26 protein-coding genes and 3 tRNA genes are annotated in these 25,033 nt (G+C 63.9%); 12 read left to right on the forward strand and 17 right to left on the reverse strand.

All coding sequences use genetic code 11. The annotated features are described in order from the left end of the window. Window positions 1-18 precede the first annotated feature (18 nt). The 6 genes from Mrose_RS03260 to lnt all read right to left on the reverse strand — a co-directional run bounded on the left by Mrose_RS03260 (window position 19) and on the right by lnt (window position 6,137). Entirely contained in the window at window positions 19-1,404 is a 1,386-nt protein-coding gene (locus tag Mrose_RS03260) for an ABC transporter permease (protein ID WP_119275999.1), read from the reverse strand. Window positions 1,405-1,412: 8 nt separating this feature from the next. Further along, the gene (locus Mrose_RS03265) at window positions 1,413-2,414 is read right to left on the reverse strand and encodes an ABC transporter permease (RefSeq protein ID WP_119276000.1); all 1,002 of its coding nucleotides are present in this window, start codon (window positions 2,412-2,414) and stop codon (window positions 1,413-1,415) included. Window positions 2,415-2,465: 51 nt separating this feature from the next. Next, window positions 2,466-4,193 (reverse strand): ABC transporter substrate-binding protein, encoded by a 1,728-nt coding sequence (locus Mrose_RS03270; protein WP_119276001.1) that lies wholly within the window; start codon window positions 4,191-4,193, stop codon window positions 2,466-2,468. A gap of 212 nt (window positions 4,194-4,405) precedes the next feature. Beyond that, window positions 4,406-4,636 carry a preprotein translocase subunit SecG gene (gene secG, locus Mrose_RS03275; RefSeq protein WP_119276002.1) on the reverse strand — a complete coding sequence of 77 codons (231 nt, stop codon included), beginning with the start codon at window positions 4,634-4,636 and terminating at the stop codon, window positions 4,406-4,408. 49 nt (window positions 4,637-4,685) lie between these two features. Continuing rightward, window positions 4,686-4,771: transfer RNA gene (locus Mrose_RS03280), tRNA-Leu, on the reverse strand. Between the two features lie 31 nt (window positions 4,772-4,802). Then, the gene (gene lnt / locus Mrose_RS03285; RefSeq protein ID WP_119276003.1) at window positions 4,803-6,137 is read right to left on the reverse strand and encodes an apolipoprotein N-acyltransferase; all 1,335 of its coding nucleotides are present in this window, start codon (window positions 6,135-6,137) and stop codon (window positions 4,803-4,805) included. A 108-nt stretch (window positions 6,138-6,245) separates the two neighbouring features. On the opposite strand from lnt, the gene Mrose_RS03290 reads away from it, so the two are divergent. After that, window positions 6,246-6,953, forward strand: a complete 708-nt coding sequence (locus Mrose_RS03290; RefSeq protein WP_119276004.1) for a metallophosphoesterase family protein — start codon at window positions 6,246-6,248, stop codon at window positions 6,951-6,953. Between the two features lie 29 nt (window positions 6,954-6,982). Here the strand turns inward: Mrose_RS03290 and queG are convergent, their stop codons facing one another. Beyond that, window positions 6,983-8,092, reverse strand: coding sequence for a tRNA epoxyqueuosine(34) reductase QueG (gene queG / locus Mrose_RS03295; protein WP_119276005.1), 1,110 nt, complete (start codon window positions 8,090-8,092; stop codon window positions 6,983-6,985). Between the two features lie 17 nt (window positions 8,093-8,109). Between queG and Mrose_RS03300 the strand changes: the two genes are divergently transcribed. From Mrose_RS03300 to Mrose_RS03320, 5 genes are all read left to right on the forward strand, one after another. Further along, entirely contained in the window at window positions 8,110-9,123 is a 1,014-nt protein-coding gene (locus Mrose_RS03300; RefSeq protein WP_119276006.1) for a homoserine dehydrogenase, read from the forward strand. Between the two features lie 2 nt (window positions 9,124-9,125). Further along, complete coding sequence (thrC, locus tag Mrose_RS03305) at window positions 9,126-10,430, forward strand: threonine synthase (RefSeq protein WP_119276007.1); 1,305 nt, start codon at window positions 9,126-9,128, stop codon at window positions 10,428-10,430. Between the two features lie 186 nt (window positions 10,431-10,616). Further along, on the forward strand, window positions 10,617-10,922 hold the full coding sequence (locus Mrose_RS03310) for a hypothetical protein (RefSeq protein WP_119276008.1): 306 nt from the start codon (window positions 10,617-10,619) through the stop codon (window positions 10,920-10,922). A 10-nt stretch (window positions 10,923-10,932) separates the two neighbouring features. Beyond that, window positions 10,933-11,235: a hypothetical protein gene (locus Mrose_RS03315; RefSeq protein WP_119276009.1), complete on the forward strand. Its 303-nt coding sequence runs from the start codon at window positions 10,933-10,935 to the stop codon at window positions 11,233-11,235. Continuing rightward, the gene (locus Mrose_RS03320) at window positions 11,232-11,999 is read left to right on the forward strand and encodes a nitrilase-related carbon-nitrogen hydrolase (protein WP_119276010.1); all 768 of its coding nucleotides are present in this window, start codon (window positions 11,232-11,234) and stop codon (window positions 11,997-11,999) included. The genes Mrose_RS03315 and Mrose_RS03320 overlap by 4 nt, the downstream gene beginning before the upstream one ends. On the opposite strand, the gene Mrose_RS03325 is transcribed toward Mrose_RS03320, so the two are convergent. From Mrose_RS03325 to Mrose_RS03335, 3 genes are read right to left on the reverse strand one after another with little or no spacing between them, the layout of a single operon-like run. After that, entirely contained in the window at window positions 11,963-12,325 is a 363-nt protein-coding gene (locus Mrose_RS03325; RefSeq protein ID WP_119276011.1) for a hypothetical protein, read from the reverse strand. The genes Mrose_RS03320 and Mrose_RS03325 overlap by 37 nt on opposite strands. A gap of 38 nt (window positions 12,326-12,363) precedes the next feature. After that, entirely contained in the window at window positions 12,364-13,365 is a 1,002-nt protein-coding gene (locus tag Mrose_RS03330; RefSeq protein ID WP_119276012.1) for a S41 family peptidase, read from the reverse strand. Window positions 13,366-13,378: 13 nt separating this feature from the next. After that, window positions 13,379-14,815 carry a 2-phosphoglycerate kinase gene (locus Mrose_RS03335; protein ID WP_119276013.1) on the reverse strand — a complete coding sequence of 479 codons (1,437 nt, stop codon included), beginning with the start codon at window positions 14,813-14,815 and terminating at the stop codon, window positions 13,379-13,381. Window positions 14,816-14,997: 182 nt separating this feature from the next. On the opposite strand from Mrose_RS03335, the gene Mrose_RS03340 reads away from it, so the two are divergent. Together Mrose_RS03340 and Mrose_RS03345 are read left to right on the forward strand one after the other, a co-directional pair. After that, window positions 14,998-15,072 (forward strand) — tRNA-Cys (locus Mrose_RS03340). 108 nt (window positions 15,073-15,180) lie between these two features. Continuing rightward, window positions 15,181-15,257 (forward strand) — tRNA-Val (locus Mrose_RS03345). A 74-nt stretch (window positions 15,258-15,331) separates the two neighbouring features. Here Mrose_RS03345 and Mrose_RS03350 read toward each other — a convergent pair. The 3 genes from Mrose_RS03350 to Mrose_RS03360 all read right to left on the reverse strand — a co-directional run bounded on the left by Mrose_RS03350 (window position 15,332) and on the right by Mrose_RS03360 (window position 17,317). Next, a complete protein-coding gene (locus Mrose_RS03350; RefSeq protein ID WP_182482654.1) occupies window positions 15,332-16,420 on the reverse strand; it encodes a tyrosine-type recombinase/integrase in 1,089 nt (362 codons plus the stop codon). A gap of 70 nt (window positions 16,421-16,490) precedes the next feature. Beyond that, entirely contained in the window at window positions 16,491-16,718 is a 228-nt protein-coding gene (locus Mrose_RS03355) for a helix-turn-helix domain-containing protein (protein ID WP_245969504.1), read from the reverse strand. A 272-nt stretch (window positions 16,719-16,990) separates the two neighbouring features. Next, entirely contained in the window at window positions 16,991-17,317 is a 327-nt protein-coding gene (locus tag Mrose_RS03360; protein ID WP_119276029.1) for a hypothetical protein, read from the reverse strand. Window positions 17,318-17,392: 75 nt separating this feature from the next. On the opposite strand from Mrose_RS03360, the gene Mrose_RS03365 reads away from it, so the two are divergent. Further along, on the forward strand, window positions 17,393-17,761 hold the full coding sequence (locus tag Mrose_RS03365) for a ParB N-terminal domain-containing protein (protein ID WP_220452275.1): 369 nt from the start codon (window positions 17,393-17,395) through the stop codon (window positions 17,759-17,761). A gap of 171 nt (window positions 17,762-17,932) precedes the next feature. Here Mrose_RS03365 and Mrose_RS03370 read toward each other — a convergent pair whose 3' ends face one another. From Mrose_RS03370 to Mrose_RS03385, 4 genes are all read right to left on the reverse strand, one after another. Continuing rightward, window positions 17,933-18,235, reverse strand: coding sequence for a hypothetical protein (locus Mrose_RS03370; protein WP_147371559.1), 303 nt, complete (start codon window positions 18,233-18,235; stop codon window positions 17,933-17,935). A 358-nt stretch (window positions 18,236-18,593) separates the two neighbouring features. Further along, entirely contained in the window at window positions 18,594-20,960 is a 2,367-nt protein-coding gene (locus Mrose_RS03375; protein WP_182482656.1) for a phage NrS-1 polymerase family protein, read from the reverse strand. After that, on the reverse strand, window positions 20,947-21,414 hold the full coding sequence (locus Mrose_RS03380; protein ID WP_245969506.1) for a hypothetical protein: 468 nt from the start codon (window positions 21,412-21,414) through the stop codon (window positions 20,947-20,949). Before Mrose_RS03380 ends, Mrose_RS03375 begins: the two co-directional genes overlap by 14 nt. Window positions 21,415-21,425: 11 nt before the next feature. Next, a complete protein-coding gene (locus Mrose_RS03385) occupies window positions 21,426-21,659 on the reverse strand; it encodes a helix-turn-helix domain-containing protein (protein WP_119276018.1) in 234 nt (77 codons plus the stop codon). A gap of 1,575 nt (window positions 21,660-23,234) precedes the next feature. On the opposite strand from Mrose_RS03385, the gene Mrose_RS03390 reads away from it, so the two are divergent. The 3 genes from Mrose_RS03390 (at window position 23,235) to Mrose_RS03400 (ending at window position 24,818) form a co-directional block, all read left to right on the forward strand. Continuing rightward, on the forward strand, window positions 23,235-23,528 hold the full coding sequence (locus Mrose_RS03390; protein WP_119276019.1) for a type II toxin-antitoxin system RelE/ParE family toxin: 294 nt from the start codon (window positions 23,235-23,237) through the stop codon (window positions 23,526-23,528). Between the two features lie 15 nt (window positions 23,529-23,543). Beyond that, window positions 23,544-23,852, forward strand: a complete 309-nt coding sequence (locus Mrose_RS03395; RefSeq protein WP_119276020.1) for a HigA family addiction module antitoxin — start codon at window positions 23,544-23,546, stop codon at window positions 23,850-23,852. Window positions 23,853-23,975: 123 nt separating this feature from the next. Beyond that, window positions 23,976-24,818 (forward strand): glycosyltransferase family 2 protein, encoded by an 843-nt coding sequence (locus tag Mrose_RS03400; RefSeq protein ID WP_119276021.1) that lies wholly within the window; start codon window positions 23,976-23,978, stop codon window positions 24,816-24,818. The last annotated feature ends 215 nt before the right edge of the window (window positions 24,819-25,033 follow it).

A 25,033-nucleotide genomic window follows, 5' to 3' on the forward strand; every position in this document is an offset into this window, starting at 1 on the left:
GGGGTAATCGTCAAGGTGCTAGCGTTTGGCCCTGGGATCGAGCGCATCTCGTAAACCATCGCCCATGAAGTTGAAGGAGAGGATGGCGATGAAGATGAACAGGCCAGGAATCAGCAGCCAGGGGCGGTCCACGAAGGCGGTGATGCCTTGAGCCTGAGCTTTGGAGAGCAACAGGCCCCAGGAGGAGGCCGGCTCCTGAATGCCCAGCCCAATGAACGACAGGCCCGACTCGGCCAGGATGAAGCCGGGGATAGCCAGGGTCACGCTGACGATCAAGAAAGTGAAGGTTCCGGGCAGGATATGCCGGGTAATCACCCGACTATCCGAGGCCCCCATGGCCTGAGCGGCCTGAGCATACTCCATTTCCCGAAGCTGGAGGATCTGCCCGCGCATGACCCGCGCCAGGCCACCCCAGTTGACGAAGGAGAGGATACAGACCACCAGGTAAAAACGCATGGCCGGGGGGATGCCCTGGGGGATGAGCACCGAGAGGGTGATGAGCAAGAACAAGTCGGGGATGGCCGCCAGGATCTCGGTCGTGCGCATGATGATGGTGTCGAGGTCGATCTTGATCAGCGGGAACAGAACGGCGTAGGCGATGGCCAGGAGAATGCCGACCCCCAACACCCCGAAGACGACGGCCTCAAAGCCGCGGGTCGTGGCCCAGAAGCCGCTGAGCATGACCCACACCAGCCAGGCCAGCCCTCCCCACAAAGCCAGCCACAGCAGGGTCTTGAACAGACTGGGCAAGGGGTTCCTGGAGACGAACTCCCGGTAGGCGGGATTGAATAGCCCGATGCTCAGCGTCAGGGGTTTCCCGGCGAAAAAGCCCGAGAGGCTGCCCATGAACACCCCGATCAACAGGGCCAGCGCAGTGGCGAAGATGCCTATAGTAAGGCTCACCCGCGCTCCGTACCAGATGCGCCCCCACAGGTCGCGACCAAAGTCATCGGTGCCCCACAAGAACAGGTGAGCCTGCTCATTTTGCAACCACTCCCCGCCCATCAGGCGCAAGTTGGCGGGGATGAAACCTAAGAACCTGTAAGGCTCCCCCTGGACAAAGAAGTAGATGGTGTACTTCTGGGCGCAGTTTTGGGTGAACTCGAGCTTGAAGGTCTCGAGGTTGCGCTTACGCTCGACGGCGCAGACGTAAGGGCGGGTCAATCGCCCGTTCTCATCGCGCCAGTGAACCGGCGTAGGCGGGGAAAACGTGAGGTCGCGAAAACTCTTGGTCTCCGGGTAGGGCGCCAGGAAGTCGGCGAACAGCGCGCCCAGGTACAGCACCAGCAGTACCCCGCCGCCCAAGCGGGCTAAGGGATGGCGGCGAAAGCGGATCCAGGCCTCCTGGAAGAAGCTGCGGCTCTGAAGCGCTCCTTGCGATCTAGCTTCGATCTTGCGCGTCATGGCCGCCCCTAGTTATAGCGAATCCTGGGGTCCACCCAGGCCAAGAGCAAATCGGAGAGCAGGTTGCCGACGATGAGCAGAAAGGTGCTGATGGTGATGAGCCCCATGATCACGTAGATGTCGATGGCCGAGACCGCTTGCAAGAAGGCGGGCGTGATGCCGGGCCAGGCCATCACCACCTCCACCAGTCCCGCCCCACCGATGAGCCCAGGCAGCAGCCCCCCGATCCCGGCCACCAGGGGGATCACCGCGTTGCGCAGGGCGTGCTTGTAGACCACCATGCTCTCGGCCACTCCCTTGGCCCGCGCAGTGCGCACGTAGTCCTGCGAGAGCACCTCGAGCATCTGCCCCCTCATGATGCGCACCAGGCCGGCCATGCCCGAGGTAGCCACCACGATGACCGGCAGGATCGAGTGCCACAGCACGTCAAGCGTGCGGGCGATCCAGGGGGCCTCCTGCCGGGGCACTCCGCCCAAGAACTGATCGGTCATGCCCCCGACGGGCAGAAGCCTCATCCCCGCGTGGTCGTTGACCCAGATGGCGAAGTAGAGCATGATGAGCGCGAAGAAAAAGTTGGGGATGGCCAGGCCGAAGAAGGCCAGGAAGGTCAGGGCGCGGTCTCCCAGGGAGTACTTGCGCACGGCGGAGTAGACCCCGATGGGGATGGCCACGAGGTAGATCAGCAGCGTGGAGAGCCCAACCAACACCATCGAGTTGAGGATGGGCTGCCGGATGACGCTCCACACGTCCGAGCGGTAGTCCAGCGAGAGCCCCAGGTATCCGTGGAAGAACACCCCGCTGAGCCACTTGGCGTACTGTGCGGGAATGGGCTGGTCGAGGCCGAACTGCTGCCGCAGCCGCTCGATCTGCTCACGGTCCACCGTGGGGTCGAGTTCAAAACGGGTAATCGCGTCCCCTGGGGCGATCTGAATGATCACGAAAGCCAGGATCGTAGCCCCTACGAAGGTAGGGATGAGTTGCAAAAGACGGCGGGCTATGTAGTTCCACATGGCTCTAGGGTTTGGGGGGCGGCACGTGCCGCCCCCCGCGCCAAAGGAGGGTTACTCCTTGGCGAACACCGTCTCGATGTAGGGGAACTGGCCCACGATGGAGTTGATCTGTCCCTTGGGGAACAGGCCGCCGATGCGGGCGTTGCGGGCCGGGTTGTAAGCCGGAGCCACCGTGTAGATCAGCGGCACATTCTCCGCCACCACCTTCTGGAACTGCACGTAGATCTCACGGCGCTTGGCCGGGTCGAGAGTGGTGGCCCCCTGGGTCATCAGCTTATCGATGAGCACTTCAAAGGACTCGACCTGCTTGGGGGCCTGGCCGCCTACGCCCAGGTTCCAGGCGTGCAGGCTGCCGTTGAGCTGCCAGACGTTGCGGCTGAAGGCGGGCTCGATGCCACCGGTCAGGCCGATGAGGATGGCGTCGAAGTCGCGGGTGCCGTCGGCAGCGGGCTGGGTGAGCTGGCGCACGAGTTCGTTGAAGTCAATGGGACGATAGTTGACCCTGATGCCGATTTTCCGGGCGTCTTCGGCGAAGATCTGGGCAATCTTCTCGCGAATGTTGTTGCCCTGGTTGGTGACGAGGTTGAACTCCAGCACCTTGCCCGTGGCATCCACCAAGAAGCCCTGGGCGTTCTTCTTGCGGAAGCCCAACTCGGCCAGCAGCGCAGCGGCTTTCTGCGGGCTGTAATCGTACTTGGCTACGTCGTCGGTGAAGAACTGCTTTACAGGAATGGAGATGGGGCTCCACTGGGGCTGGCCCAGGCCGCCCAGGGCTACTTCGATCATGGACTTCTTGTCCATCAAGTGGGCCATGGCCCGGCGGAACTTCACCTGGCGGAAGAGCTTGGCCTTGTCGGAATCCTTGTGGTTCCAGTTGAAGACGATGAAGTTGGTGCCCGTGGTCACGTCGGCGTTGGGGAAGATCTCGCCCTTGAGGCCGCCCGAGCGGATGCGCTCGAGGATCTGGGCTACCTGATCGGCGTTGGCGGCAGCGTACAGGTCGGACTCACCCGCCAAGAACTTAGCCAGCGCGGCGTTGAGGTCGGAGACGGTGGTGAAGGTGTAGCGCTCGAGGTAGGCCACCGGGTTGTTCTTGTCGTCCACGCCCCAGTAGCTAGGGTTGCGCCTGAGCACCACGCGCTCGCCCTTGGAATAGGACTCGAGCATGAAGGGACCGCCCGAGATGATGCGGTTGACAGGGGTTTCGAGGGTCCACAACTCAGGGATCTTGCCTGCTTTGTACGCCTCACCGAAGATGTGCTCAGGAGCGATGTACCAGCTTTGGATCAAGGCCGGGGCGTAGGGCTTGGGGAAGTCGGCCCGCACGGTGTACTGATCCACCTTGCTCCACTTGATGGGCTGGCCATCCAGGATGAAGCTGCTGCGCGCGTTAGAGTTGACTTTGGGGTCGGCGTGGGCAGTGGCGCTGAAGATCACGTCGTCGGCGTCGATGGGCTGCCCATCGGACCACTTGGCCCCCTGGCGCAGCTTGAAGATCACGGTCAGGCCGTTGTTGCGCACTTCCCAGGACTGGGCCAGGTGACCCTCGGGTTTGAGACCGTAGGGATCGTAGCCGGTCAGGTAGGGCAGGAAGAGCCCTATGACGTCCGTGGACGAGGTTTCCCGCGCCACGAAGGGGTTGAAGGTGCGGGGATCGGAGATGGCGGTGACGCGGTAGTTGCCCCCCGCCCTGCCCGCTTCCACCCCCTTGAACACCTTGGGCTGGGCCAGGGCCAACCCTGCCAGAGCCAGCATGCTTAGCACCAGGATTCTTTTCATCTGAGCCTCCGAAACAGCAATCCAAAAAACCCAAGCACCATAACTTGAGTGAGGCGCGAGGGATTGGACTTGGTTCAACGCTATCGGCCTGACTGCCGTATGTCAAGGCTATGCAGCCACAGGTTCAGTTGGCAGAATGAGGGTTTTATCCACCTTTCGGTGGAGAAAAGGGGTGCCCGTGGGCACCCCAGTCACAAAGCATTTACACCCGATCAGATTCTCCAAATGCCCAGGATCAGCGCGCCCAGGACAAAGACTGCCCCCAAGACCACGGTCAGCCGGTAGAGCCCTCCGGTAACCCCCCTGGCGCTAAACAGGTCGCCGCTTCCGCCCAGCAGGTCGCCTGCCCCGGTGGTTTTGGGCTCCTGGTTGAGCACCAGATAGACCAAAAGGGCGGCTATCAGAACGTAGCCGATGACGAACAGGGTATGCAAGATTTCCACTAGCTTCCTCCATCAAGCCCAGGGGCTTCGGTTTGAGCGGCGCTCATTGTGGTGCCGGGAGGGGGACTCGAACCCCCATGGCTGTTAACCGCTCGATTTTGAGTCGAGTGCGTCTACCGATTCCGCCATCCCGGCGTATTTGGCTCGGCCCACAGGCCCAGCGACTTCAAATGATACGCATTCCTGGCCGCATGCGCAAGCCAACAGCCAGCAGCGCCGCCGCCAGCGCGATAACCCAGTCCCCCAGACGAACGTAGAGGGTCTGGCCCTCACGCAGCGCGTAAGGGGCGAGCAAAACCCCTTCGACATGCTGCTGCAGGCGGTTGACTACCCGCCCCCAGGGGTCAACCGAGGCCGTCACCCCGTCGTTGCCCACCCTGAGCAGCCAGCGCCCGGTCTCCACCGCCCGCATCCGGCCCATCTGAAAGTGCTGTTCGGCCCCGAAGCTAGGACCGAACCAGGCGTCGTTGGTGCCCAGCACCAGCACCCGAGCGCCTTGGCCCACCAAGTCGCGGGTCACGGCAGGAAACACCGACTCGTAGCAGATGTAGGCTCCATAGCGCTCGAGCGCCACCGGGCGCTGCCCCACCTCCCGATCTCCAAAGCGGCTGCCCGGCCCAAAGAAAGCCTCTGCGAAAAAGTTGTAGACCCCATCCAGGGCCCTGCGCCAGGGGTAGACTTCACCGAAGGGGGTGAGGCGGGTCTTGAGGTGGGTGGCGACCACTTCCCCTTCGCGCCACAGGCGCATCTCGTTGGCCGGTCCATCGTTGAAGCCGGCCACCAGCTCGCGCGAGCCCAGGACGGCCTCGAGTTCTTGGGGGAACTGATAGACCGCCGTTTCCGGCCACACCACCAGCCGGGCCTCGGGGTATTCGGCCAGGCCCTGCTGGGTCAGGCGCAGGTATAGCTCGTCGTCGGGCAGGCCCATCCGCTTGCGCAGCGGGTCTACGTTACCCTGCACCAACAGGGCCTGGTGGTCGGGCTGCTGAGCAGGCAGGGGCATGACCCAGAAAAAAGCCCAGGCCGCCAGGGCCCAGTACTGCCTGCGGGCGATGGCCCAGGCCATCAGCAGCACGATCAGGGTGAGCAGGAACACCCCGCCCAGCGCGGCCAGTACCCGTCCTGGCGCGTCGATCATGCTGTAGCCCAGGAAGCCCCAGGGGAACTTGACCTCGGTCAGGGTGGTCCAGTAGTCCAGCAGCAGCCAGCCGCCCACCCTGGCCAGGGGCCGCTGCACGGTGAGGCCAAACACAAGCCCCCACAGCGCAGCCTTGGCCAGGATCAAGGGGATGAAGGGCACCGCACCCCAGGGTCCGAAATTGAGGGTAAAACTCTGCGGCAGCCAGATCAGGTGCAAAGCCCAGAAGCCCAGCCCCGCCAGAAAGCCCACCCTGAAGCCTCCCTGGAAGAGGAAAAAAGCCAGGGGCACAGGAGCTAAAAAACCCAGAGGAAAAGGGGGAAGGGTGAGAGCTAGGGCCAGGCCAGCAGCGACGAAGCGCACGGCTTGAAGTATACCGAGCGCTCCACATGAGTTGCGTGGCACCCTCGGCCCGGGCGGTGTCGTGAATAACCGTGCCGTCAAAAGCGATTCATGAAAGAATGTACGGCGATGCGCCTGGCCATCCTCGCAGAGATACACGCCAACCTGCCCGCGCTCGAGGCCGCTTTGCAGGCGGCCCGCCACGAAAGCGTGGATCAAGTGTGGGCGGTGGGGGACCTGGTGGGTTACGGACCCCATCCCCGCCAGGTGTTGCGCCGTCTCGACAAAGAAGGCATCCCCTGCGTCCCCGGTTCTGCCGACCTCAAGGTGGCCTTCGCCATGATGGGCATGCAGCGCGAGGGCGTCGCCGACTCGATCCTGGCCTGGACCAGCGAACAGCTCAGCAAGCGGGAGCTGCAATTTCTGCGCGGCCTGCGCCCCCGCCAGCGCATCGAGCTCAAAGGCGGTCGTCTCACCGCGCTGCACGGCCTCCCCGACGACCCGGAGGCCAAGCTCGACACCGAGGCCAACGTGCGCGACATCCTGGAGATGTTCAGCAAGCTGCGCACCCGCTGGGGCGTGTTTGCCGGGCGGCACATCCCCTTCTACCGTCGCGTGGGCGACGGCCTGGTGATCGATCCAGGCTCGGTGGGCCTGACCCTGGGCGGTGAACCGGGCGCCGACGTGCTGATCCTGGAGGAAGACCTCGAGGGCCGGCTCAACATCCGCTTCCTCAAGGTGCCCTACGACTTCGGCCAGGTCATCTTCGACCTCACCGCCTGGGAACTGCCCCCTATCGTGGCCGAGGTGATCCGGCTGGGACGTTATCCGGGGTGAGGGGGCGGTTGGCTGTCAGCGTTCAGCTATCAGCCGCCAGCCGCCGGCGCCCTTTCCAGCGCTTCCCGCACGTAGCGAGTTACCGCTGGATCGGGGTCGCGCAAGGCGGATTCGGCCTCAGCGGCCCTTCCCAAGCGCACCATCGCCGCCGCTGCCGTGGCCCGGACCACCGGGTTGACGTCTTGCAGTGCGCGGCGGATATAGGGCAGGTGGGCCTCATCCCCTGTGTTGCAGAGCACGATGAGCGCGTTGCGGGCCAGCGCGCTGCGGCCTGGGCGCGTGTAAACCGTGCCCTCGAAGCGCCGGGCGAAAGCCCGGCTCGAGAGCACCAGGAAAGCCCAGAGGTCGGGGTGGGCCAGCTCGGGCTCGGGGGTAAAACCCCGCCAGAAGGCCGTGGCCTTGCGGTTCCAGGGACACACCTCCTGGCAGATGTCGCAGCCCAGCAGCCAATCGCCGATGCCGGCCCACAGCGCTTGCGGGATCAGCCCCCGGTGCTCGATGGTCCAGTAGCTGACGCAGCGCCGGGCGTCCAGGGTGCCGTCACCGGGCAGGGCCTGGGTGGGGCAAGCGCTATGGCAACGGGTGCAGCGACCGCAGCGGTTGGGGTGAGGTGGCGCGGGCGGGGCCTCGAGCTCGGTGAGCAGCACGGCCAAGGTGAGGTAGCTACCCTCCCCCATCCGCATCCACATGCCGTTCTTGCCGATCCAACCCAGCCCACCCAAGGCCGCGTAGCTGCGCTCGGACAGCGGCCCGTGATCGACATAGCCCTTGGCCCGGACGCCCGCCTGCCGGGCCAGGCTTTCCAGCGCAGCCAGGTGGGGGCGGAGGAGGCCGTGGTAATCGCGCACCCAGGCGTAGCGGGCCACCCGCCCCAGCCGCAAGCCGCCCTCGGGGAGGCCAGGGTCGGGATAGGCGTGCGCGGCAGCCAGCACCAGGACGCTGCGCGCCCAGGTGAAGCGGCGGGAGGGCTCGAGCCGCTCCTCCAGCCGCTGCCCCAGATAGCCCATCCCGGCGTGGGCCCCCTGCTCAATCCAGTCCCGGTAACGCCGCCGCACGCCCTCGGGCAGCTCGAGTGCGGCCCAGGCGGTGAGCAGGCCCTGCTCGCGCGCGTAGCTCTCCAGAGCACCCTGGGCATCCACACCGATATAATCCCCCCGTGGAGACGGTACGCATAGCCCTCTTGGGTGCCGGAACCGTGGGCGGTTGCCTGGTCGAGTTGTTGGGGGCTCACCGGGGGCGCCTGGAGGCCTTCGGCTACCGGCCTGAGCTGGTTTCGGTGCTGGTGCGCGACGCCGGCAAACCCCGCCCCGGCATCCCCCCTCACCTGCTGACCACCGACCCCGCTGCCATAGCCGAGGCCGACGTGCTGATCGAGGTAATGGGGGGCACCAAGCTGGCGGGAGAGCTGGTGCTGAGAGCCCTCGAGGCCGACACCCCGGTGATCACCGCCAACAAGGCCCTGCTGGCCGAGCGCTGGGGCGAACTGAGGGGCTATGCCGAGGCTGGCCTCTTGTACTACGAGGCCAGCGTGATGGCCGGGACCCCGGTGATTGGCGCGCTGCAGAGCCTGTGGGGCAACCGCCTGCTCGAGCTGCACGGCATCCTCAACGGCACCTGCAATTACATCCTAGGCCGCCTCGAGGCGGGCATCCCCTACGCTCAGGCCCTCAAAGAAGCCCAGGACAAGGGCTACGCCGAGGCCGACCCCACGCTCGACGTGGGTGGTTTCGACGCGGCCCACAAGCTCACGGTGCTCTCGAGGCTCACCGTGGACCCCGACTTCGCCTGGGAGGAGGTCCGGGCCAACACCCGTGGCATCGAGCACCTCACCCCGGAATTGCTCGACGAAGCCCGCGCCAACGGCCAGGTGATCCGGCTGGTCGCAAGCCTCTTCCCCGAAGGCGGGCGGTGGGTGGGCAAGGTGCGTCCGGTGCGCCTGCCCGCCAGCCACCCTCTGGCCCTGATGGGCAGCGTGCGCAACGCGATGGTCTGCCGCACCCAGGAGGTGGGCGAGCTGGTGTTCTCGGGAGCCGGAGCGGGCGGCCACGTCACCGCCAGCGCCGTGCTGGGCGATCTCTACCGCCTGGTCTCGGGACAACCCGGCCACCTGCCTATCCCCAATGCCCTGCCCCTGCCCGATATTCGGGTCGAGGCGCTGGAAGAAGCCTGAAGATGATCCACTACTACAGCACCCGCGACCCCCACAAGACCCCTGTGCGCTTCGAGGACGCCCTGCTCAAGGGCCTGGCGCCCGACGGCGGGCTCTACGTGCCCGACACAGTCCCCACCGTTGACCCCGCCAACTGGCTGAACGCCCGCTCCCTCCCCGAACTCGCCGCCGGCGTCCTGCGCCGCTGGCTCGAGCCCGAGATCCCCCTGAGCACGCTCGAGGCCATCCTGCACGACGCCCTCGACTTCCCCTGCCCCCTGGTGCGCCTCAGCGACGACCTGTTCGTGCTCGAGCTCTTCCACGGCCCCACCCTCTCCTTCAAGGACTTCGCGGCCCGCACCATGGCCCGCCTGATGCAGCACTTCCTGCGTGAGCGCGGGGAGCGGCGCATCATCCTGGTCGCCACCTCCGGCGACACCGGCAGCGCGGTAGCCGACGGCTTCGCCGGCCAGGACAACATCGAGGTGGTGCTGCTCTACCCGCTGGGCAAGGTCAGCGATGTGCAGGAGCGCCAGCTCATCGTGCGGCGGCCCGGCGTGCGGGCGCTGGCGGTCAAAGGCAGCTTCGACGACTGCCAGCGCATGGTCAAGGAAGCCTTCGTTGACGGCGAACTGGCCCACCTCCCCCTCAGCAGCGCCAACTCCATCAACATCGGGCGGCTGCTGCCGCAGGCGCTGTACTACCTCTGGGCCGTGCGGCAGCTCGCGCAGCACGGCCTCGAGCCAAAGCGGGTGAACTTCTGCGTTCCCAGCGGCAACCTGGGCAACCTCACCGGCGGGGTGCTGGCGGCGCTGATGGGCCAGCCCGTGCACCGCTTCCTCGCCGCCCACAACGCCAACCACTTCTTCCCCGACTTCCTGGCGGGCAAGGTAGAGGCCTACGAGTTCCACCCCACCATCGCCACCGTCTCCAACGCCATGGACGTGGGCTCGCCCAGCAACTTCGAGCGCCTGCTGCACCTGCTCGGTCCCGAGCGCATGCGGGCATGGTTCTGGGGCACCACCGTCTCGGACGAAGCCACCCTCGAGCGTATGCGCCAGACCCACCAGGCCTACGGCTACCTGGCCTGCCCCCACACCTCGGTGGGCCTGGAAGCCCAGGCCCGCTACCGCGCCGAGACCGGCGACCGCACTCCGCTCATCACGCTGGCCTGCGCCCACCCCGCCAAGTTCCCCGAAGCCGTATCCAGCGCCCTGGGCATCGCTGCGCCGAAAGAGGGGGTGCTCGAGGCGCTGTGGAAGCGGGAAACCCAGGTGATCACCATCGAACCCTCGCTGCAAGCGCTCAGGCAGGTGCTGCTGGGTTGAGATGCGGAATGCTGAACGCCGATAGCCGGGCGCCGGGCGTGGGTCGTACGTCGTACGTCCTACGTCGTACGCAAAAAGCCAAACGCAAGACGCCTTGGCCCTCGACCTTGATGCCGACGGGAAGGGGTTCCTACGAGCCACCCATCCCCCACACCCCCTTCACCCGGATCGCGTAGACTACAGGGCATGGAGTCGAAGGAAAAAGCCAGCAAGGAACCCTTTCCCGGAGCCTATATCGTCGGCCTCGTTATCACGTTGGCCCTGCTGATCGGCGTGGTGCTGGTAGGCAGCAGCCTCTCCCCTGCCACCTCGGGCTTTTTGGTGGCGCTGGGTCTGGGTCTCACGGTCAACCCCAAGTACGCGCTGTGGTTTCTGGCCGCAGGGGTGTTCTGCACCCTGATGGGCTTCGCCGGGAGCGAGCCCCAGATCGCCTGGGGCGGGGTAGGCCTGATCCTCTCGCAGCTGGTGGTCAAGCTGTTCATCAAGTCCTGAGGCAGGCCCCATGTCACCCCACCGCTTCGCCCAAACCCTCTCGCTGCTCGGCGTGGCGGCTTTCGCGGTGGGCTACTTCCTGCGCTCGAGCCCCCTGCTGGTAGGGCTGGGGCTGGGAGTGATGCTGGGGGCAGCCATCCTACAGTACCCGCAGGGGCAACGGCCCTTCGTGCTGCCCTTGTATGCCTGGGTGGGCGGGCTGCTGGCGCTCACCCAGCTCTTCGTCGGGCACTTCCTGGGGTACATGGGTGGTCTGGCGCTGGGTTTGGCCTTGCCCTATCTGCTATACCTGAGGCAAAGGAGCACGCCTTGAGAAGCGCACTCGTCCATCTGGCCACCCGCGAGACTCCGGAAGCGACCCTCGAGGCCGCCCTGGGCTGGCTCGAGCAGGCCCATGCCCAGAGGGCCGATCTGGCCCTGCTGCCCGAGCTGTTCCCCTCCGGCTACCGCTACACCGATGCCCCCAGGACCCCCTGGGTGCTGGCCCAGCTCCAGGACTTCGCCCGCCGCAGCGGGATGACCATAGCCTGCGGGGTGCTCGAGCAGGCGGGCGAACGCCACGCCAACCGCCTGCGGGTGCTCGCTCCCGAGGGAGAGCGAGCGGTCTACACCAAGCTGCACCTCATCCCCGCCTTCAACGAGCCGCACACCATGGTTCCCGGCGAGAAGCCGGTAGCGCTCGAGCTCAGCGGCTTCACTGCCGGGCTGAGCATCTGCTTCGACCTGCGCTTCCCCGAGCTGTACCGGGGCTATGCCGTGCAGGGCGTGGACCTGTTCCTGGTGCCCTCGGCCTGGCCCGCCGAGCGGGCCGCGGCCTGGGAGTTGCTGACGCGGGCCAGGGCTGCCGAGAACCAGGCCTACCTGCTGGCGGTCAACCACGCCGAACCCCCCTTCGGGGCCGCCAGCCTGGCCGTGGGACCGCTGGGCGAGGTGTTGGGGCGGCTCGAGAGCGAAGGGGTGCTGGTGGTCGAACTCGACCCTGCCCTGCCCACGCGGCTGCGCCAGCAGTTTCCCGTGCTCTCCGAGCGCCGCCGCGACCTCTACGGCGACCTTTTCGCCCAGCCGGTGAGCAAGTAGGCTGCCCCTCCCAGCAGCATCCCCTCGGCCATGTTGGGCAGGTAGGGCCAGTAGGTGCCAAGCTCGAGGCGCAAATAGATCAGCAGGGGCCAGGGTACCAGCGCCCAGGCCAGTCCGTATTGCCCCCAACCCACCGCAAGCACGAAAGCCACCCCCAGCCCGTGGTGGTAGCCCACCCAGCCCGAGCCAAAGGAGGTCTGGTAGATGAACCACAGCAGGTTGAGCCAGACCCCGGCTACGCCCCAATTGAGCCGTGCGAAGCGCACCGCGGCGAACCCGAGCCCCGCCAGCGCCAATGCCACGAAGAAATCCTCGACCGCGACCATGCCGAACAGAGCCTACGGCAGCCTTCGGCCATTGGCAATCAGCGCAGGCGCTTGAGGTATTCCATGGCCGCCGCCAGCGGGTCCTTCTCGACCACCCAATCGGGCTCCACGCCCCGGCCTTCCCAGGTCGGACCACTGAAGGGAGCCAACACCCCCGAGGCCACCAGGGCCACCGCGCCATCGGGGAAGCAGTACGGCAGGAGGATTTCGGTATTTCCCGCGGTGCGGGTGCCGATGAGGTAGGCCCGCCTGGCGTTCTTGAGCGCTCCGGCCAACCCCTCGGCTGCCGAGTTGACCTCTCCGTCGATCAGGACCACCAGCGGTTTGCGGGTGAGGGGCTGGCCGAAGAGGGGGGTGGTAGGTAGGGGTGAAACCCCGAAACCTCTGGTCACCAACCGCCAGGGCACCCCGCGCATGAAATAGCCCGCGACCTCGGCCATCCGGATCGCCAGGCCACCGGGGTTGCCCCGCAGGTCGAGCACGTAGCCTATGGCCTGGGCGTCGTGCCGCTCGATGGCCTGTCGCAACATCCGTGGACCGTCGCCATCCACCAGGTTGCTCAGCCGGAAAATCACGACGCGGTCCTTGTACTCCACCGTGGAGGGAGGAAAGGCCGGTGCCGGTTCCTTCGGCCTGGGCCTGGGTTTTTCAGGCTGGGCAGGGCCTGGGGCGGGCGAAGGCGACCTGGAGGCGGGCGGACTCGAGCCCCCTTCTGCCTCAAAGGGCAGCGGATAGCACTGGGCTCCCGCCAGGTAGCGCCGCGCCTCTTCAGGGCTCAGGAAGCCGGTGTGCTGATCGCCGATCTCGTCGTACATAGCGGAGATGAGCGCGTACAGCTCGTCCCAGCTGGCAATTTGGCCTAGCCGTGCGCGGTATTTCTCCCCTACCGCGTTCCAGTCCACGCCGTGATAGCTGCTGTCCCAGTAGCGCTCGTGAATCAGCCGCCAGGCCTGCTTGAAGCGCAGCGAGTAGGCGTCTGGCTGGGCTAGACCCACCGTCAGCAACAGCCACAGGGCCAGCCAGCCAAGCGTCGTCTTCAAGTCACCCTCACTTTCAGCGGATCTCCGGCATGGCCTGGTGGTAGGCTTCTTGCATGCGATGGACGATGACCTCGAGGCACTTCTCGATGGCCTGATCCAGGTCTTCACCGGGAATCACCGGGATGCGGGCGCTGCTAGCCAGTTCGATGAGGTGGTTCTGGATCATGCGAATCTCGTGAAAATGCCGCAGGTAGTCGGTGCGCGGGCGTTTGCCCTGGGTCTCCTTCTCACGCAGGATGAAGCGGTCGCGGTGAATGTTCTCGTCACTCACGACCAGCATCAGCGGGATTTGAATCACTTCGCTCTGCCAGGGGTGCGAAAGGTAGCCCGGAACCACGTGAACGCCCTCCACCACCAGTGAGGTGCGCTCCTGGGCCCCGCGTTCCTGGATGGCCCGCAGCCCCACCGCCACCCGCGCCACCTGGTCGCGGAAGCCCTGCAGGATCAGCGAGTCGTCGGGCTGGGCCTGTTTGGGCAGGGCCAGGGCACTCCAGGCGTCGAAGCTGCTGGTGTGCAGGGTGGGCACCAAGTCGGCGGGCACCGTGGCCCGCAAAATCTCACGAATGGTGTCGGTAGAGATCAGGCGGGTGATGCCCAGACGGTAGCTCAGGGCCGAAGCCAGCAGGCTCTTTCCCGTTCCGGTAACCCCGCCAATGAGCAGATGAATGGGCCGGACCGTGCGCTTGATCGCACGCAGGGTCTGGTAACGCAGCGCGATGTCCTCACCGGCCTCGTCGGTGAGCAGCATCATCACCATCTCGCGCAGCCTCGAGCGGCTTACCACCCCGTTCCCTTCCTCGCGCAAGCGCCCCTCCAGGATGCGGGCCAGGCGGTAAGCCGCGTCGGGAGCCAGGCCCGCTTCCATCATGGACTGAGCCACCACCCCCTTGGAAAAGGGCACCCTGGGCTCCCCTTCAGCCTCTTCCACGAAGAGTTCGCCCGCCAGGTTGTGCCGCCCCACGTAGCGCTTGCGGGCCAAGCGGCCATAGCGGCGCTCCACCTCGCGCACCACCCGGCGCTCCAATTCCTCCGCGGTGATCTCGGTGAGCCCTTCCTGGCGCATGTCGGTTTCCAGGGCCTTGGCCAGCGCATAGGCCTCTTTGAGCGCAAAACCGGCGTCCTCGAGGCTGCGCGCCAGCACCCCCTTGGAGAAAGGCCGCCGCCGATAACCCTCCTTGACCAAGATGTCCTCGAAGGTGTGGGTTTGCTTGCGCAGCTTCGTCGCCAGCTCAGCCCCAAAGGCCCGCTCGACCTCGCTGACCACCAGGCGTTTGAGTGCTGCCGCGGAGATCTCCGCCTTCTTACGGGCTTTCAGCCGCTCCTCGATGGTGTGAGACACCGACATCGCGGCTTCCATCCCCATGCCGGCATTCATCAGGGTCTCCGTCAGCAACCCCTTGGAAAAGGGCCAGCGATACCCCCTTGGGGTCTTGACGAAAAGTTCACGCACGGTTGCAGTATACGACGGCTTTTCCATGAAAAAGGTGGAGTCTGGCGGCTTTTGATGGCGGCTCGAGTTCCCCCGGCTCCAACCCGGAGTCTTTTCGTTGACACCCCGTAATCCCTGTGCTAGGGTATCGGATGCTAGTCCCTGAGCCCCTTATGGATCAGGGGCAAGCTTGTGGAGGACAAGGCGCCGTAGCCAAGTGGTAAGGCAGAGGTCTGCAAAACCTCGATTCGCCGGTTCGAATCCGGCCGGCGCCTCCAAAAGAGGGACTCCAACCCCACCCAGGTTCGGGGCCCCTGGTTTGAGCGGAACCCCGAGATCGAGGCCGAACCCTCCTTACTTCTTGGGGTAAACTGTTTAGGGTGTATGGGCGCGTAGCTCAGATGGCTAGAGCACTACCTTGACACGGTAGGGGTCGCTGGTTCGAGTCCAGTCGCGCCCACCACGTACAGGACGAGAAAACCCCTTTATGCAAAGAGTGCATAAAGGGGTTTTTGTGTGCAATCTGTATGCAATACGTCAGTTCAGGGTACGGGGGGCAGGGCTCAGTAACTCGCTCAGGGGCAGGGCTACCTCTTCCAGTTCCCAGGCGGCCACATGGCGGTAAAGGTCAAGGGTGATGCTGGGGCGGGCATGACCCAGCCGACGGGACACAAGCTCAATCTGCTTGGTTTTCTGGGCCAGCAGGGTTGCGTGCGTATGCCTCATGCCGTGGGGAGACAAAGGAGGTAGCTCATGTCGCTTGATAATGGCGGCCATGTCTCGGTTCACATTGCGGGGGTGCAGAGGCTGCCCCGTGCTCGAGGTAAACACCAAGCCGGTATCCTGCCAGTGATCGCCCAGAATACGGGCCTCTTCCCTTTGGCGGACCCTCCAGTCCTCGAGTACGGCCACCACATCCAGCCCAAAGCTCACTACCCGGCGACTAGCCCGGCTCTTGGGCGGGCCAATGTGCACACTACCCTTGACCGGGGTCAGGGTTTGCTCAACCCGTAGAGTGCGATTAGGCAAGTCCACATCCTGCCAGCGCAAACCCAAAAGCTCTTCCCGGCGTAACCCGGTAGCAAAGCCCAGGTAAAAGAGGGGGTAAAGCCGGTAGGGTTTAGATACCTCCAGGAAGCGGCTCACCGTCTGAGCGTCCCAGGCTTTGACCTTGCGTACCTGGGGGGTGGATTCCAGCTTGACCGGGCGGGCTACGTTGCGGGGGATTAGCTCCATGGCCACAGCGCGTTCAAGCGCGGCCTCGAGGGTGCAGAGCACCTCACGGCGGTAACTGGGGGCAAGGCTCTTAGCCTCGAGCTTTTGACCCAGGGTGTGTACATGCGCGGGCCTGAGCTTGCGAAGCTCCACACGCCCCAGGCTTTCCCTAATGTGCTTGATATGGGCCTCGAGCTTGAGGGTGTAGGTCGGAGCCGCTTTGGTTGCTTTGGCCTGTAGCCAGGTCTGCAACCAATCGCCCACCGTCAAGCGTTCATAGGTCGGGAGCATCCCTTGAGCGGCGGCAACCTGGAGCTCTCTGGCTTTCTGCTGGGCCTCTTCCGGGGTTGCCCCGCTTGCCCACCGGCGGTCTAGTTTTCCATCCAGGCGGCGGCCCAGGGTTACTTGCATGTACCACCGATTGCCCCGCTTCACCGGCTTTGTGCCCGAACCGTGGGGACGCTTTTCTAAGGGCCTCTCTCTACTTGCCATCAGTGAGCTCCTTTCGAGGGACAAGGCGAATCTCAACCCCCAGGTACTCGAGCAAGTCCTTCCCGGTATCGGTCAGCAGTCCCCGCCTACCTTTGAAGTAGTCGTTTACGCTTTGGCGGCTTATACCCACAGCCCTTGCGTAATCGGCTTGCTTGATGCCCTTCTCTGCCATGACCCGCCTAATCTCGCTTAGCAGTTGCTTTTCTATCTCTCTCACCCCCTTACATTACCGCATTGTATGGCTTATTGCTTGACACGTCAAGCAATAAGCCATAAATTCCACCATTATCCGCCAGACCGCTCCCCGGTACAGCGTCACCTCGAGGATATGAGCCTCGTCGAGCAGGGGCCAGGCGGCAAAACGCCAAAGTTGCAAGTTATCGTCGTTATGCGCCGAAATGCGTCGTTATTCGTCGTTTCCCCCACGCCCTGCAACCCATCAGCCTCGAGCAGGGTGTGCAGGGCGGTAGGAAGATGGGGGGTAACGGTTCAGCGGCCAGCCTCTGCCTTTTTGGGAGCCACTCGAGCGAAGGGCTCGAGCCGGTCTGGGGGCCAGAAGGCCAGAAGCTGCACCTCCTCTGCCTGGGGCCAGCCGTGCTCGAACCGGGTCAGCATCTCTACCAACCACCCTTCGAGGCTGGGGCTGCTCATCCCCGGCCATCTCGCGTGGGCGGCCAGGTCGTCTTCTTTGGGAACCTGCAAGGCCCAGTAGACCACCCGACCATCTACCACAAGGCGAAGTTTGGGGGGGTTCACCCGTTGCAGTTTCTCCACAAGTTGGGGGGCATGGTGGATGAGGGTTCGCCAACGGTTCATCGCCCCACCTCAAATCTCGAGGCCAGCCGGTTGAGGGCAGCAGTTGTTGCTGAGGCGGAGGGCCGGTTCTGGTTGGTGGACGGCTTCCACCGCTACGAGGCATACAAACGCCTGGGGCGGCTCGAGGTGGACTGCACCATCGTCAAAATGCCCAGCAAGGCCGAGGCGTGGCTGTACGCCTTGCAGTTCAACCGTGACCACGGCCTGCGCCTCACCAACGCCGACAAGCGCTACCGGGTTCGGCGGCTGCTGGAAGACCCCGAGTGGGGCCGGTGGAGCGACCGGGAGATTGCCCGGCGGGTGGGAGTCTCACACAACCTTGTGTCTGAGCTGCGTAAGGAACTTTCATCTGTCATCGGATTACAGATGAGAGAGCGGCTGGTGTGGATGAGGGTTGGGAGGGGTTCCCCGGCCTCGGAGGCCAGCCGGTTGAGGGCAGCATAGGCGGCCTCGGGGTTGAGCAGCACATCTTCACCGTCCAACCACCCCACCTGTGGCCCCTGGGCCATCCACCGGCCTGAGGGGGCTTCTGGTCGTGGTAGCGGGGCATGGGCTCCTCAGCGGGCTGCTCGATCTGGTGTAGCAGCACAGCAGCTTGGCTGGTGCTCAGGCGGCTCATATGACCAGCACGCCCCCCTCTTCCTCGAGCGTCAGTGCGGTGTCAGTGCGCACGCTGACGCTTGTTTGTGCCGTCAGGGGCGGGTTTTCTGCCGTCACCGTCAGTGCGTCAGTGCTTTTGGGGAGTAGCGCGATCAAGGCCCCGGCTTCCTCGAGGGAAGACAACACACGCACCCGTCCCCGGGAGTCGGTGAGTGAGACCATGCCATCAAAGGGTGGAAGGAATTTCACCAGCCACCACCTGCCACACGCTTTGAACCGGTAGAGGCAGCCGTAACCGCTCGGGTCGGTCATTCGCACCCGTGACCCCTTGGGGGGTAACTCGGGCACCTGGTGCCAGTGGGTGGGGCAACCCGAGAGGTCAGGGTCTCGAGTGGGTTGCAAACGCTTATCCCCGAATTGCACTGACGCACTGACGCTCGTGGGGTTTTTTTCGTCCAGGACGGGGTTTGTTAGCGTCAGTGCATGCACTGACGGTGCACTGACAGCACTGACAGTCTCACTGCTCAGGGTAGGGGGTGTCAGTGCGGCGTCAGTGTGCACACTGACACTCGTTTGTGCCGTGCTGGACACGTTTTCTCCCCCCTGCGTCAGTGCGTCAGTGCTTTTTGGGAGTAGCGACTTCACCAACTCGAGGGCGGCCAGGGGGTCGGTGAGGTCAGGCATGGTTTCCCTCCCAAAGGCGGGGGTTGGGCACCCAGGCGCTCCCCTCGCGGGCGATCCAGCCCCGGGCCTCCAACTCCCCGAGCGCGCGGCGCACCGTCTCGGGCTCGGTGAGCCCCTTCCAGTTCGCGCGCAAAATGTCCCGCTCGCTGAAGCGCCGGTAGTTGAAGGCGGCTTTGGTCTGGACACGCTCGAGGATGCGCCGTCCCAGCAAAACCGCCCCCTGCACCTCGGGCCGGATGGCTTCCTGCCACAGGTTGAGGGTGTGCGCCTTGTACAAATTGGCCAGGGCGATGGCTCGAGCAACGGCAAGCCCTCCGACACGGGATTGTGGTTGGGGGTAGCCCTCCACCAGGTGCAACAGCAGGGCCAGTTTGGGCACCAACCCGGCCTGTTTCTCAAGCAAGGAGCGCTTGAGGGTGGGGGTGGAGGGTTGGCGAGACTCGCGGGCGGTCTGCTCCAGCCATTGCAGGTAGAGCGCTTGCCCCTCAGGGTCGAAGGTGAGGACGGACCGGGTCAGCTCGGGCCCTAGCTCCACCTGGGGGGCTCCGGGCAGCTGACGGGCCAAGCTCGCCAGCCCCTCCAGCCGGGCGGCGTACTCGGCCTTGAGGCTGTTGGGCGGGCGCACCACCCGCTGATAAGGGGGCAGCTCACCGTAAACGGTGAGCTGGAAGCGGTGCAGCAGCCCGTCATTGTTCCAGCCCCGGGCGGCCTCCAGGATGTAGCGGCGCAGCGGGCCGGGCTGTGCGCCCCCCACCAGGGAAAGGGTGCAGACCGGGAGGTAGTGACTCCCCCGCTGGATGCGACGCAGGGTGTGGGAAGAGAGGCCGTTCCAGAGCTTGAGGTAAAACTGCCGCTCTCCGGCCTTCTCCGGGCGCTCCCAGGCCGCGATGAGGCCCAGCAGCTCATCTTGGAAGGTCGTCAGGCCGTAGGGGTTGTGCTCAAACAAATCAGCCAGCTTCTCGGGGGTGATGTCGTGCGTCAGCAGAGCTTCTTCGGCGGGAGGATGAAGATCACCCTCGGTCACCGGGTCGCCCTTCTTGCGGTTGCGGCGCTCTAGTTCCCACTCCGTGCGGCGGCGCTGGTTCTCCCGGTGTAGTTTGCCCTCAATCGCGTGTAAGGGGGCAAAGGCGGCCTCCATCACCGGGGTTTTCTTGGTCCCCGGCTCGCCTACCAGCAAGCCCCACAGGTTGGGGGCCTCTAGCCAGCCGGGGTTCGCCTCGGGGTCAGGGGCGATCAGCACCCGGTTACCCAGAACCCCGGCGGCGGCCACCAGCGCAGCCGTGGTGGTAAACTCCACCGGCGCGTTCATCCGAGCTGCGGTGTCCTCGGCCCACGGCCCCAGGGGGGTGGGCAGGAGCTCGAGGGCATCGAAGGGCGGGGGCGCGGGGGTGGCCAGGTCGTCGAGGGGCTCCGGCTCCGGCCATACCCGCTCAGGCGTGACCTCGGGGGCGCTGGTGCTCAGTCGCCCCCCGGCGGGGGTGTAGGGGTTGAAAGCCCACGCTTTCGAGAGCGTGAGTTGGCCATAGGTGCGCCCATCAGCAGCGTGACGCTCATCCCACTTGGGGCGATAAAGTTTCGACTGCCGGAACAGCCGGTCCGCTCGAGCCTGATCATTCCCGGTGATCCACATCAGATGTTTGGAAAGGGCCCAATCAGCCCGACTGTGATCGTTCTCGTGGGCGCTGGTGTCTCCCTCCCACAGGTTGCGGGCTTTTGGTACCAACCGGAACAGGTTCTCGAGGATCTCGAAGTCGGATAGTTCGCCCACGGTTGGGTGTGGGGTTGAAAGGGGCGTGGGCGGCGCAGGTGCGGGAGGGAATAGCTCGGCAAGCAGGGCCTCGAGGGCGGCTTGGCGCTCCTCGAGGTCGGTGGGGTAGCCGGCCCAGTGCCAGCCACTCATCGTGAAGTACCTCCCCTGGTCGTACACCTCCAGCTCCACGCCGGGGGCTAGCTGCTTGCGGTGAGGCGTCCCTTCGGGCAGCTTGCCCAACAAAAGCACGTGGCACCCTTTGCGGCTCGGGCTCCATTCGGTATACGAGTCCAGCCGGTCCACGATGGTTTGGGCCTCGGGAGGTATTCCCTCCCCCTGGTACCCTTTCCAGTCCAGATCAACACCCACGATGCCGCCACTCTTGGCGAACACGAAGCCCAGCCCCTCCAACCTGTGGGCACGCAGGGCCTCCAGGGCGGCCTCGAGGGTGCCCCAGGTGGCGGGGTCGCTCGAGCTAGCCCGGATGAGCCGGGCAGGGTGGGGCCGGTAAGGCACCTTGGTCTGCTTGCCCTCGCGGGTCTCGAAGCGCCACACGACCCACTGGGGGAGGGGTTTCAGGCTCTGGGGCAGCCCCTCAACGTGCTGCATGGTTCCTCCCCTTGAGGTAGCCGTCAACAAGCCGCGAAGCCTCGAGCCGGTTCGCAACCTCATCGGTGTAGCCCAGAACCCGCAGGTAGCTCAGTTGCTTCTCGGTAGGGGGCTGGGTTTCCATCCAGCGTGTGACGGCCTCTTCAGACCGCTCCCGCTTGATTCGTTGCCGTTCGGCGAAGGGCAGCGACTCCCACCACAAGGCCCAGCGGGCCCCGGCTAAGAGGGCCTCGGGGTCGAACTCCGCCAACCACACCAGGGTGTGGAAAGCCTCTGAGCCCCAGCGCATACGGCGGCGGGCAGTCTCCAGGGCGTATCCCACCACCTGGTTAGGGTCAGCACAACCCTGACGCACAGCCGTGAGCAAGCAGTTGGCGGCGGTGCTGCGGTATTCAGGGGGGAAGTAGGAGAGGAAAAGCCCCCTCTCCTGTAGAATGGGCTCAGGGATATTCACAGCCCACCCCCCTAGCGCTCCCCGCCAGCCCCGGCGGGGTTCTTGTTGGGCTCGAGGTCGGCGCGTATATCCCGGCGCTCACGGGCAGCCTTAGCTAGATACTCCTCGAGGTCAGAACGGCGCATCATCATGACCTGCCCCACCCTGATGTGTGGAAGCCGTTTCATAAGGCGATAAGCGGTCTCACGCCCCATCCCGTACTCTTTCCTGATTCCTTCCACCGTCAGCAGTTCTTTTCGTTCCATACAGCCTCACCCTAAGCTGTAGAATGACTCTGTGCTAGAGCCCATTAGCGTAACACTTAGCGTTACACCTCTTGCTTTGAGGCCCCCTGTAAAGTGGGCAGACTCAGCACAAGGGCTTTTGCCTCTAGACCCTGGGAGAACTTGGAGTGTGGCTAATTTCGTAGGGCTGTATGGGCCATACCTGGGAGAGCTTTTGAGGGCTTACGCCAACTCTCGCCCAGATGACCTCGAGGCGAGGATATTTGCGCTGGGGCCTGACCCCGATTACAAACCGGACACACCCTCCCCTTTGTTATTTGATTCGTGGGAGCTTACCCAAAGGTATGCAACGGTGAAGCGTCCCGTTGTGCTTCCACCCCCACCCGAGGAGTGGGAATATCCCCGCTTAACCATCACAGCGATACCAAGTGCAATCGCTGGGCCATTCATTGAGTGGGATGGCGTTCCCCAACCCATTCCCGTGTTAGAAGGCTTTTACTGGCTTTGGCGGGCTCTCCAAAAGTCTATCAAAGCAAAGGACGACCTGATCCACTTCAAAGACAAGGTACTCGAGCTCACCCCAAGGCTCGGATTACTAGAGCCACACCCCCTTTCTGATCGCTTTTCTATGCCATGGAAGGGCTTGGTAGTAAGGGGGGGAATCCAGGATTCCCTTATGGGATGGGTCAAGGCAACGGTGACGGTGCGCTTTTGGTGGGAAGTCCTATCTTCGGGGGTGGGGGAACCAGTCTGGGGGTTCCTCGAGTCCCTACGTGGGTTTTTACCACCAGCGGCGGGCGACTGGGGGGTATACCTGAAGCTCTTAGCAGACCCTTCTACCAGCGTTGTGGTTGATTCTTTTTGGCCCCTCTATGCAGTCATTGAGCTATTGCACCTTCACGAGGGGATGGATTCAAAGGGCTATCGGCGCTTTCAAGCTCCCCGAGAAACCATAAGTGAAAGACTTGTGCGCGAATACTTACGGCTTGAAGGATTGCGGGGGCTTATTGTTCCTGGGCCTACCCATCTTGCACCTCGCTTGGGTACACAACCCAACGAACTTCCAAACTTAGTAGGCTACATGGGCAGCTACCACCGGGCGTTGTTCGAGCTATCACGCTACAAAGGCCACAGGGCAACCTGTGCCCATTGCCATAAGGCGTTCATACGTGAGCGAAAGACCGGAAAGTACTGCTCAGGGGCCTGTCGCGTGGCGGCCTCGAGGGAGCGTCAGAGGGGTTCAAGGTAGCCCCTAAAGTTGTGTGCAATTTGTGTGCAATGTGGAGGGTAAAACACCCCGGTATGGTATGGAAAGCCCTGGGAAGCACAAGATGGTTTTTATTGTCCCAGACGCGTATAACCTAAACTTCCATGGGAGTGTGCATAACAGCTTGGAAAGGCTCTAGTAGCATTGACACGGTAGGGGTCGCTGGTTCGAGTCCAGTCGCGCCCACCACGTACAGGACGAGAAAACCCCCTCATGCATTCACCGCATGAGGGGGTTTGTGTATCTACCCGAGTCCGGGAGTACCCCTATTCTACGCGGCTCCGTGTACTTTATATAATGTGTTATGTTATACGTTATAGTGATATCCCGTGATCGTCTCCTTTCGGGATCGTGGGACGGAGGACATCTTCAATGGCGTGGACTCGAGGGAAGCCCGCAAGACCTGCCCGAAAGCGATCTGGAACGTAGCCCGCCGAAAGCTGGACATGCTCAACCAGGCCTATGCGCTCAATGACCTGAAGGTCCCACCCGGCAACCGCCTGGAGGCCCTGAGCGCAGACCGCCAGGGGCAGCACAGCATCCGTATCAACGAGCAATACCGGGTGTGCTTTGTCTGGACCGCTCAAGGCCCCACAGAGGTGGAGATCACCGATTATCACTAGAGGAGGTGAAGACTTTTGGCCCGGCTTCCAACCCACCGCCCCCCCACCCATCCGGGGGAGATTCTGAGGGAAGAGTTTTTGAAGCCCCTTGGCATGACCCAGCGGGAGCTTGCCTCTCGAATTGGGGTTTCCTACCCAAGGGTGAATGAGCTCGTGCAGGGCAAGCGAGGGATGACCCCCGACACCGCGCTGAGGCTGGCCCGGTTGTTCGGTACTACCCCGGAGTTCTGGCTACAGGGTCAGTTGCACTGGGATCTGTATCATGCCATGCACTCAAGAAAGGCCAAGGCAATCGAGAAGATCAAACCCCTGGCCGTAGCCTGAGCGTGGTGTAACGGAGGGCCGGAATAACCCTGACACGATAGAGACCGTTGGTTCGAGTCCAATCGCGCCCACCAGAAAGTGGGCCGGAAGCTTCCGGCCCACTCTTTCGTTAAGCTGGGTCCGGTGGAGCTTTCGATCCTCGTAATCTCGCACAACTCGAGCCGGGTGCTGCCAGAGTGTCTCGAGCGCCTGCATAAGTACTACCCCCACGCCCAACAGGTGGTGGTGGACGCGGCCTCGTCGGATGGGAGCCTCGAGCTTGCCCGGCAGTGGCCTAACCTCAAGACCCTCAGTGTCGCCAACCGAGGCTATGCCTATGCGGTCAACCGGGGGCTCGAGGTGGTGTCGGGGCATTACGTCGCCATCATGAACAGCGACGTTTACCTCGAAGCTGGCGACCTCGAGGCTCTCGTCGCGGCCCTGACTACCCACCCCAAGGCCGTGATGGCGGGCCCGGTCCTCATAACCCCGCAGGGTCGGCCCCAGTCCTTCGGCCTCTTTTACGCCCCTTACTACTTCAATCTCCACAAGCCCAGGCCCGTCACATGGATTTCCGGCGCTTTGATCGTGCTCAGGCGCGACCACCTGCCACAACTGGGCGGCATGGATGAACGCTTCTTCTTTTACAACGAGGACATGGAGTGGGGCATCCGCGCCCGCCGCAAAGGTTTCGAAGTGTTGCTCATACCCCGAAAAGTCCTGCACCTCGGTGGAGCCTCAACCCCCAACGACCCCCGCTTCATCGCCGAAGGCTACCGGGGAGGGCTGCTATTGAGCCAGGCTCACTATTCCTGGATCCACGGCCTGCACCGCAAAGCGGTATTGCTCGAGGCCCAGCTACGCGTAACACTCGACCCAAACCCCAAGCGCAAAGCGGCCTATAAGCTGCTTCTAAGCCGTCTGGGACGACAAAAAGACCTACCCTCTTCCTTTTTATTGGAAGAAAGCAGTAAGATACACCCGTAACGATTACGGGGCGGTGGGTCCTCATTGCGAGTGTAGTGCCCCCTCATACTCTTCGATGTTCAAATGTCACACCCGACCCGCTGACTGTAGGTTACGGTCTGGGTGTTTATAAGCGCCCAGGCGAGAAAAGCGTGTCCAGAACGCCGTTTTGGCGCAGTTCATAGACTCGGTATATATCTTGACCGGGCGTCTTTGCCCTTTTATGATTCTCTCAA

The sequence above is a fragment of the Calidithermus roseus genome (assembly GCF_003574095.1).
GTDB classification, from domain to species: Bacteria; Deinococcota; Deinococci; order Deinococcales; family Thermaceae; genus Calidithermus; species Calidithermus roseus.

Excerpts from the sequence above, each read along its gene's own strand:
- Mrose_RS03260 (WP_119275999.1), bottom strand. The coding sequence starts at position 1,404 with ATGACGCGCAAGATCGAAGCTAGATCGCAAGGAGCGCTTCAGAGCCGC.
- Mrose_RS03265 (WP_119276000.1), bottom strand. The coding sequence starts at position 2,414 with ATGTGGAACTACATAGCCCGCCGTCTTTTGCAACTCATCCCTACCTTC.
- Mrose_RS03270 (WP_119276001.1), bottom strand. The coding sequence starts at position 4,193 with ATGAAAAGAATCCTGGTGCTAAGCATGCTGGCTCTGGCAGGGTTGGCC.
- Mrose_RS03290 (WP_119276004.1), top strand. The coding sequence starts at position 6,246 with ATGCGCCTGGCCATCCTCGCAGAGATACACGCCAACCTGCCCGCGCTC.
- thrC (WP_119276007.1), top strand. The coding sequence starts at position 9,126 with ATGATCCACTACTACAGCACCCGCGACCCCCACAAGACCCCTGTGCGC.
- Mrose_RS03310 (WP_119276008.1), top strand. The coding sequence starts at position 10,617 with ATGGAGTCGAAGGAAAAAGCCAGCAAGGAACCCTTTCCCGGAGCCTAT.
- Mrose_RS03315 (WP_119276009.1), top strand. The coding sequence starts at position 10,933 with ATGTCACCCCACCGCTTCGCCCAAACCCTCTCGCTGCTCGGCGTGGCG.
- Mrose_RS03325 (WP_119276011.1), bottom strand. The coding sequence starts at position 12,325 with ATGGTCGCGGTCGAGGATTTCTTCGTGGCATTGGCGCTGGCGGGGCTC.
- Mrose_RS03350 (WP_182482654.1), bottom strand. The coding sequence starts at position 16,420 with ATGCAAGTAACCCTGGGCCGCCGCCTGGATGGAAAACTAGACCGCCGG.
- Mrose_RS03360 (WP_119276029.1), bottom strand. The coding sequence starts at position 17,317 with ATGAACCGTTGGCGAACCCTCATCCACCATGCCCCCCAACTTGTGGAG.
- Mrose_RS03375 (WP_182482656.1), bottom strand. The coding sequence starts at position 20,960 with ATGCAGCACGTTGAGGGGCTGCCCCAGAGCCTGAAACCCCTCCCCCAG.
- Mrose_RS03385 (WP_119276018.1), bottom strand. The coding sequence starts at position 21,659 with ATGGAACGAAAAGAACTGCTGACGGTGGAAGGAATCAGGAAAGAGTAC.